The sequence below is a fragment of the Caballeronia sp. genome, from assembly GCF_028292365.1.
GTDB lineage: Bacteria > Pseudomonadota > Gammaproteobacteria > Burkholderiales > Burkholderiaceae > Caballeronia.
The window spans coordinates 1-6,947 of the sequence record NZ_JAQGMM010000391.1; the positions used below are offsets into that span (position 1 = coordinate 1).

Sequence of the window (6,947 nt, forward strand, 5' to 3'; positions counted from 1 at the left end):
TAAGAAAGATGCTCTGGCGTCCCAGTCGATCCGACAGCCGGCCAAATACCAGGCTACCGAGGAAAATTCCGATCAAAGCGGAACTGCCGATTGCTCCCATCCAGAATGAATCGAGTGGCATCTGCCGATTCATCGATGCCAGCGCGTATCCCACAGTGCCGAGCGCATAACCCTCGGTGAAGTGCGCGCCAAATGTCAGGCCCGCAATTTTCATGTGAAACCGGTTTAACGGGATGTCGTCGAGTAAAACCGGCTTCGGCGTCTGCGGTGCTGGCGCACGAATAGGTGTTGCGGCCGCATGAGGCGGTGGGCTGATTGGAAATGCACTACTTGGCGTGTCCTGATGACTCACTGCGTCTCCTTACCTTTATGTTCTTCAATTTCGCGATGCTGGCCATGCGCGGCAGCAACATTGCGTGGCGCATAACCAGCATCTTCTGCGTTCAGCGATCAATGCCCATCAGGCCGCTGATCATCATGTATTTCATTTCCATGTATTCATCGAGTCCGTACTTCGATCCCTCGCGGCCAAGACCTGATTGCTTGACGCCGCCGAACGGCGCCACCTCCGTCGATATGATTCCTTCGTTGATACCCACCATGCCTGTCTCGAGTGCGTCGGCTACACGCCACGCGCGGCCCAGATCCCGCGTATAGAAATAAGCGGCTAACCCGAACGGGGTGTCGTTGGCAAGCGTGATCGCTTCGGCCTCTGTTTCGAAGCGGAAACAGGCGGCCACCGGTCCAAACGTTTCTTCCTGGGCGATAGACATGGTGCGATTCGCATGAACGAGCACTGTCGGTTGGTAGAACGTCCCGCCCAGCTCATGGGGATGGCCGCCGATTAGTGCGAATGCGCCCTTGCTCAGTGCGTCCGCAACGTGATCGCCGACTTTCCTGAAAGCGGCCTCGTTGATGAGCGGCCCCTGATCGACTTCTTGCTCGAGCGCATCCCCTACGCGAAGCTTCCGTACTGCCTCGGTCAAGCGTTGCGTGAATTCGGCATACACTCCCGACTGCACGAAAAATCGATTCACGCATACGCAGGTCTGGCCTGTGTTGCGAAACTTCGATGCCATCGCGCCCTGCACTGCTGCGTCGAGATCGGCGTCGTCGAACACAATGAACGGTGCGTTACCGCCAAGTTCCAGCGAGAGTTTCTTCAACGTGTCCGCGGATTGCGCGGCGAGCAGCTTGCCCACGCGCGTTGAACCGGTGAACGACAACTTGCGCACCACGGGCGAAGCGGTCAACGTAGCGCCAATCGCAACCGCGTCTCCGGATACGACGTTGAAGACGCCCGCGGGGATGCCAGCTTCCGCCGCGAGCACCGCGAGTGCCAACGCGCTCAAAGGCGTTTCCTCCGACGGCTTCAACACCATCGTGCAACCCGCCGCCAACGCAGGGCCTGCTTTGCGCGTGATCATGGCAAGCGGAAAATTCCAGGGCGTGATGGCGGCGACCACGCCGACCGGCTCGCGCGTCACGATGATCTTCGAGCCGGGCTTCGAACTCGGGATCACATCTCCGTAGCTGCGTTTCGCTTCCTCGGCAAACCATTCGAGGAAACTTGCGGCATAGACCACTTCGCCTTTTGCTTCCGCGAGCGGCTTGCCTTGCTCACGCGTCAGCAGTTCAGCGAGCGCGTCGCGATGCTCCAGCATCAGTTCGCCCCAGCACCTGACCCGCGCCCCACGCTCTTTCGCGGTGAGAGAGCGCCAAATGGGAAACGCGATCTCCGCAGCGCGGATGGCTTGATGGGCTTCCGCAGCGCCGGCCTTCGCGACATCTGCGATCACTTCGCCCGTAGCCGGATTGCGGACGGTGTAAGTCTCAGCGCTTTTGTGCCAGGCGCCATTGATGTAATGCTCTTTGCGAAGCAGATTCATGCGGCGTCCTTCATCGATTGAACAAAGTCACCTTGCGGCGCACGAGATTCACGGGCGGTACGACGCCCGGCCGTGTAGTCATTGATGACATCGCACGGCGTGTAGTTGCGCTCGAGTTCGTACAGTTCGTCCGCGTCCAGGTGAGTGCCGAGCGCGCTGAGCGCGCTATCGAACTGGGCGGGCGAATCTGCGCCCACGAGCATGCTGGCGACACCGTCGCGCTGAAGCACCCAGGCCTGCGCAATTTGCGCCGCGCCCACTCCACGCCGCTTCGCCACACGTGCCACCGACGCCGCAATCTCCCGCGAGGCCGCGTCGCCGTACATTTGCGACATGAAGAAATCGGTCTGGCTACGCGTGGACGCGGGGTCGCACGTCAGGAGACCGCGCGCCAGCGGGCTGAAGACCGACACGCCCAATCCCTGGTCCGCGCAATACGGCATCATTTCGCGCTCTTCCTCGCGGTAGGCGAGATTCAACTGCAACTGCATGTTGATAGGCTTGTGCCAGCCATGCCGCTCGCTGACCTGGACGATCTTCGCCAGTTGCCACGTGTACATGGTCGATACCCCGATATAACGCGCCTTGCCCGAACGGACGATGTCGTTCAGCGCGCCCATGGTTTCCTCCACGGGCGTAGCGGTATCGAAGTAATGCAGCATGTAGATGTCCACATAGTCCATGCCCAGCCTGCGCAACGATGCGTCGATACCGTCAAGCACATGCTTGCGCGAATGACCGCCAGCGTTTTGATAAGCGCCCATGTCATAGCCGACCTTGGTCGTCACCACGATTTCCTCGCGCCGCGCAAGGCGGCCGAGAATGCGTCCGACGACTTCTTCTCCAACGCCAGCCGAATAGAAATCCGCCAGGTCGATGAAATTGACCCCGGCCTCCAGCGCATGGCGGACGATTGGCTCACTCTTTTGTTCGTCAAAAATCCACGGTTTCCATTGCGGGGTACCCATATTCATGGTGCCAAGACACAGGCGAGATACTTTCAGGCCCGACTGGCCCAGACGGACAAATTCCATTCTTTGAGTCTCCATGACGCACGGCGACGGTTGCCGGGCACGGCACCGTCGCGCTGATTTTTAGAGGGCCGCTTGCGGCAAATTAGGTGTGTAGAAAGGATTCGATACTTCGCGCGCAGCGGCGAACACGTCTTCCTTCGACGGCAAGCCGAGCATGGCGGCCTTGATGGCATTTTTCGCCGCACGGTAGTTGTTGCGAAAGACTGCATCGAGATTGTCAGTAGACGGGTTCACCCAGTTCGCCGCTACCACTACCCAATCGTTTTCCGCTTCAGGCGGCAACGTGCCGTCTTCCAGCGATTCGGCAACTGCCTTCGCTATTCCCGCCTGCGATGCGCCCCAGGTTGCGTTGCCGTGAAAATCGCCCGCTATGGGGGCCTTGTTGACATACAGCGTGAGCGGTTTGGTCGGCACGCCAGGTTGCGCGATGACGACGAACGGCGCGTGGCCGGCCGAAGGCGTGGCGAGCGCGGTGGCGAACGCCTGCCCTGCGGGGCCATTGCGCGGGCCGACGAGCACGTTGATGTGAGCGAGATTGACGCCCGGGCCTTCAAAGCCTTCGCCTATATGGAGGGTGCGGCCGGTTTGGGGTGTTGGCATGCTGGCTTCCGTTCATGGAGTGGATCGATGAACAGATTGTGCGAGCGCATGTCGATGAGGAGGAATCGACGATTCGTGCGGACGGATATGAGCGCCGCTCAGATCAGGGAATGCCCTGAGGCCGGCGAATGCGACGAATGCGACGAACGTGACGTCGACGGCTCACGGCACTCAGGCCTGCTTGCGTTTACCGTTCGGAAGGGGGGATCGCACTGTAGCGATCGAGGAATGCGCGATGCGCGTGTTCATCCACGCCGGCCGGATGCACATCGGTTGAGGCCGGCCGGCTTTCGAGCATTGCTTTCGGTCGGATGGGGCGGAGCTGGAAGCCACCGCCGCAATTGGGGCATACGTTGCTCAGCCGGGACAACACGCAGGCTTCGCAGAACGTGCATTCGAAGCTGCAGATCATCGCGTCGCGCGCGTCGGGCGGCAGCGCTTTTCCACAGCATTCACAAGAGGGGCGCAAGGCAAGCATGATGGACATCTCCTTTTTTTGCAGTTTAAGGTTCGAGTCCGCGCTTGCCTTGCCAATCTGCCCACGATTTAGGTCAGCACGCCCCACATGACCAGCGTCAACGCAAGGCCGACGACCGAGACGATGGTTTGCAACACTGACCAGACGTAGACGGTCTGCTTGAGTTGCAAGCCGAAGTACTCACGGATCATCCAGAAACCGGCGTCGTTGACGTGGCAGAAAAACACCGAACCCGCGCCAATCGCCAGCGCCAACAGCGAGTTGTGGGTCGCGCTCAAGCCCGCCACGACCGGGGCGATGATCCCCGCGGTGGTCGTGGTGGCCACTGTCGCCGAGCCGGTCGCCTGCCGCAAGGCCACTGCGATCAGCCAGGCGAGCAGGATCAGCGGCATGTGCGAGCCGATGGCGATCTTGCCGATCGTCGTGCTGATGCCGGCGACAACCAGCGTCTGCTTGAGACCGCCCCCTGCGCCGATGGTCAACAGCAAAGCGCAGATCGGCGGCAGGCTTTTGCGCAGGATGCCGCCCACCCGGTCACGCGGCATGCCACGCGACCAGCCCAGCGCAACGATCGCGAAAAGAACGGTGAGTCCCAGGGCGATAAGTGGCTCACCGAGAAAATTGAGAGTATCGAAGAGAAGGGTTTCGGGCTGGACCGCCAGTTTCGCCACGGTTCGGCCAAGCATCAGCACGACCGGCAGAAGAATGGTCAGCAACGAGATGCCGAAGCTTGGCGCGTCGAGCGCTCCGTTCGCATCGACTTTCGATGAGAACAGCTTGCCCATCTCCTCCGGCTCGTCCACGTGCATGCGTTTCGACAGCCACATACCGTAGACCGGCCCGGCGAGAATCACGGCAGGAATGGCGATGATGAAGCCAAGCCCCATGGTGATGCCGAGGTCCGCGTGCAGCGCACTGACGGCGATCAGCGGACCCGGATGCGGCGGCAGCAGCGCGTGCAGCGTCGTCATGCCGGCGAGCGCGGGAATCGCGATACGCAAGATTGGCTGTTTCGAGCGGCGCGCCATCACGAAGATGATCGGCACCATCATGACGAGACCCACTTCGAAGAACAGCGGCAAGCCGATGATGATGGCCACCAGCGCCATCAGCCACGGCAAGGTGCGCGGCGTGGAGTGATCGAGGATGGTGGAAACCAGGCGGTCCGCTGCGCCCGATTCCGCCATCAGCGCGCCGAGCATGGCCCCGAGCGCGATGATGATGCCGACATCGCCCAGGATTCCGCCCGCCCCTTTGCTGAATGCGCTCGCGACGGCTTCCAGCGGCAAGCTCGCCGTGAAACCCGCGACAAAAGTGCCGACGAGGATGGAGAGGAATGGCGCAAGTTTCAGCGCGCTAATGAGAACGATGATTGACGCCAGACCGAGCGCGCATGCGATGAGAAGACGCGTGTCGTGGGTGGACCACGCGGCGAGAGTCGAGGTCAGATGCACTGAAATGCCCTTGGCTAAGTAGAGGGAGTGACCGGTTTTCCGTTTGCGTGTTTGCCCGCTTGCTTCTGCGGTTTCTCCGCGACGTCCGGTGTTGGTGAGTCGCAGGCATCGCACGGTCGCCGGATTTTACGAGCGGAGGCTTACAAAATACTTGGGATGCTTTCAGGTCGTAGGGGGTTGGAGGTGATTTTTAAGTGGTGAGGCGTTTGATTGGAGGTCGTTGGATTAGCGTCGTTCTTCAGGGCCGTTCTTCAGGGCCGTTCTTTGGCGGGCGCGGGAGGACGCGAGTGCGCATGTTACGACTTCGGCACGTTGATTGGGGTGAGGTCTCACCTTGCTCTTGGTTCGATTGTTTCTTGGTTCGATTCTTTCTTGGTTCGATTTATTTTTGCGTTCTTTGCGTCCTGAAGTTCATGGTCGATTAAAGCTTCATCGAGACTCGCATACAGGGATAGCCGGCGTTGGAGCCAGCGGCGGGCTGCCGTATATGACGTTTATTATGTTTAATAACTATAACTATTAAAATTTCAACTAAGTCCAGCGGCGGTTGTATGCGTTCGACCGCAAGACCCGCACGAAAAGCTGAGCCCTGAAGAGGCTAGGCGTAAGTAGAGAGAGCGAGTTTCGATGGCATCAAGAGATAGTGACAAACAAACTAATGCGCATGACGTTCCGCCTTCAGATTGTTCCGGACATCTCGAACCCAACTGAGGCGCCCGGAACTATGCGCATCAAACCCCGCCAAGGCTGACTGATCGAGTTTTGTCCTAATTTATCCCAATCGCCGTGTTGTTCGCATTCACTCCCTCACTGGTGGGACCTCAGAAATCCCGATGCGTGGTGCCGGACTTTATGCGCATAAAGCTTCTCCTTGACGGGTTTCCTGGCTCAATCGTTGTTACTTTTGGTAAACCAGCCATTCATCGACCGGCGCCGCATGCACGTTATTCATCATTCAGCAGGGGCTGAAGGTCGACCGCTCTTAATGCGCCGTTCGCGGAATCATTTATCGAAGCCAATCGGCCTTCTGCAGCGACAGGACGAACCGAGGTCACACTCCCACGGAGCGGCGGCGGACACTGACGCGCTGCTGAAATATCCAAGGAGTGGCCCAAGGCCAGTGGCAAAAACCAAGTTTCCTCGATCGAATTCGCCTAGAGGCCGCGGCCCAAAACGTTGCCGATCATATCGACTCACCGGCACACAGACCGAGTATGAAAAGCAGGGCAGCAACTTGAGAAGCAACATTCCACCCTCGACCCTCTGCACGACAGCCCGCAGATTTCAATGAACGACAACGGCGCCGGCATGTGCCGAATCACTTCGATGCTCCAGACTTTATGCGCATAAACCCACAGAAAACCAACCAGACGGCCAACGAGATGAGTTATCGCTAGAAAAATTGAGTTTTCAATGTAAAATTCGAAAAGCTAAATTTGGGAGCAAAACGTGGCAGCTGAAATCATTGCGATCACGCAGCAGAAGGGCGGAG

General features: G+C 59.1%; 6 protein-coding genes. All 6 read right to left on the minus strand.

The genetic code is table 11. The annotated features are described in order from the left end of the window. The coding region (locus tag JWR14_RS23520; protein WP_299712749.1) for an MFS transporter at positions 1 to 352 on the minus strand (352 nt) is incomplete at its 3' end. Positions 353 to 443: 91 nt separating this feature from the next. Then, positions 444 to 1,889 carry an NAD-dependent succinate-semialdehyde dehydrogenase gene (locus tag JWR14_RS23525; RefSeq protein ID WP_299712752.1) on the minus strand — a complete coding sequence of 482 codons (1,446 nt, stop codon included), beginning with the start codon at positions 1,887 to 1,889 and terminating at the stop codon, positions 444 to 446. Next, a complete protein-coding gene (locus tag JWR14_RS23530; RefSeq protein ID WP_299712755.1) occupies positions 1,886 to 2,923 on the minus strand; it encodes an aldo/keto reductase in 1,038 nt (345 codons plus the stop codon). Before JWR14_RS23530 ends, JWR14_RS23525 begins: the two co-directional genes overlap by 4 nt. A gap of 60 nt (positions 2,924 to 2,983) precedes the next feature. After that, positions 2,984 to 3,523: a formaldehyde-activating enzyme gene (gene fae, locus JWR14_RS23535; protein WP_299712758.1), complete on the minus strand. Its 540-nt coding sequence runs from the start codon at positions 3,521 to 3,523 to the stop codon at positions 2,984 to 2,986. A 187-nt stretch (positions 3,524 to 3,710) separates the two neighbouring features. Beyond that, positions 3,711 to 4,001 (minus strand): DUF1272 domain-containing protein, encoded by a 291-nt coding sequence (locus tag JWR14_RS23540; RefSeq protein ID WP_299712760.1) that lies wholly within the window; start codon positions 3,999 to 4,001, stop codon positions 3,711 to 3,713. A gap of 68 nt (positions 4,002 to 4,069) precedes the next feature. Beyond that, positions 4,070 to 5,455, minus strand: coding sequence for a gluconate:H+ symporter (locus JWR14_RS23545; protein WP_299712763.1), 1,386 nt, complete (start codon positions 5,453 to 5,455; stop codon positions 4,070 to 4,072). Between the last annotated feature and the right edge of the window lie 1,492 nt (positions 5,456 to 6,947).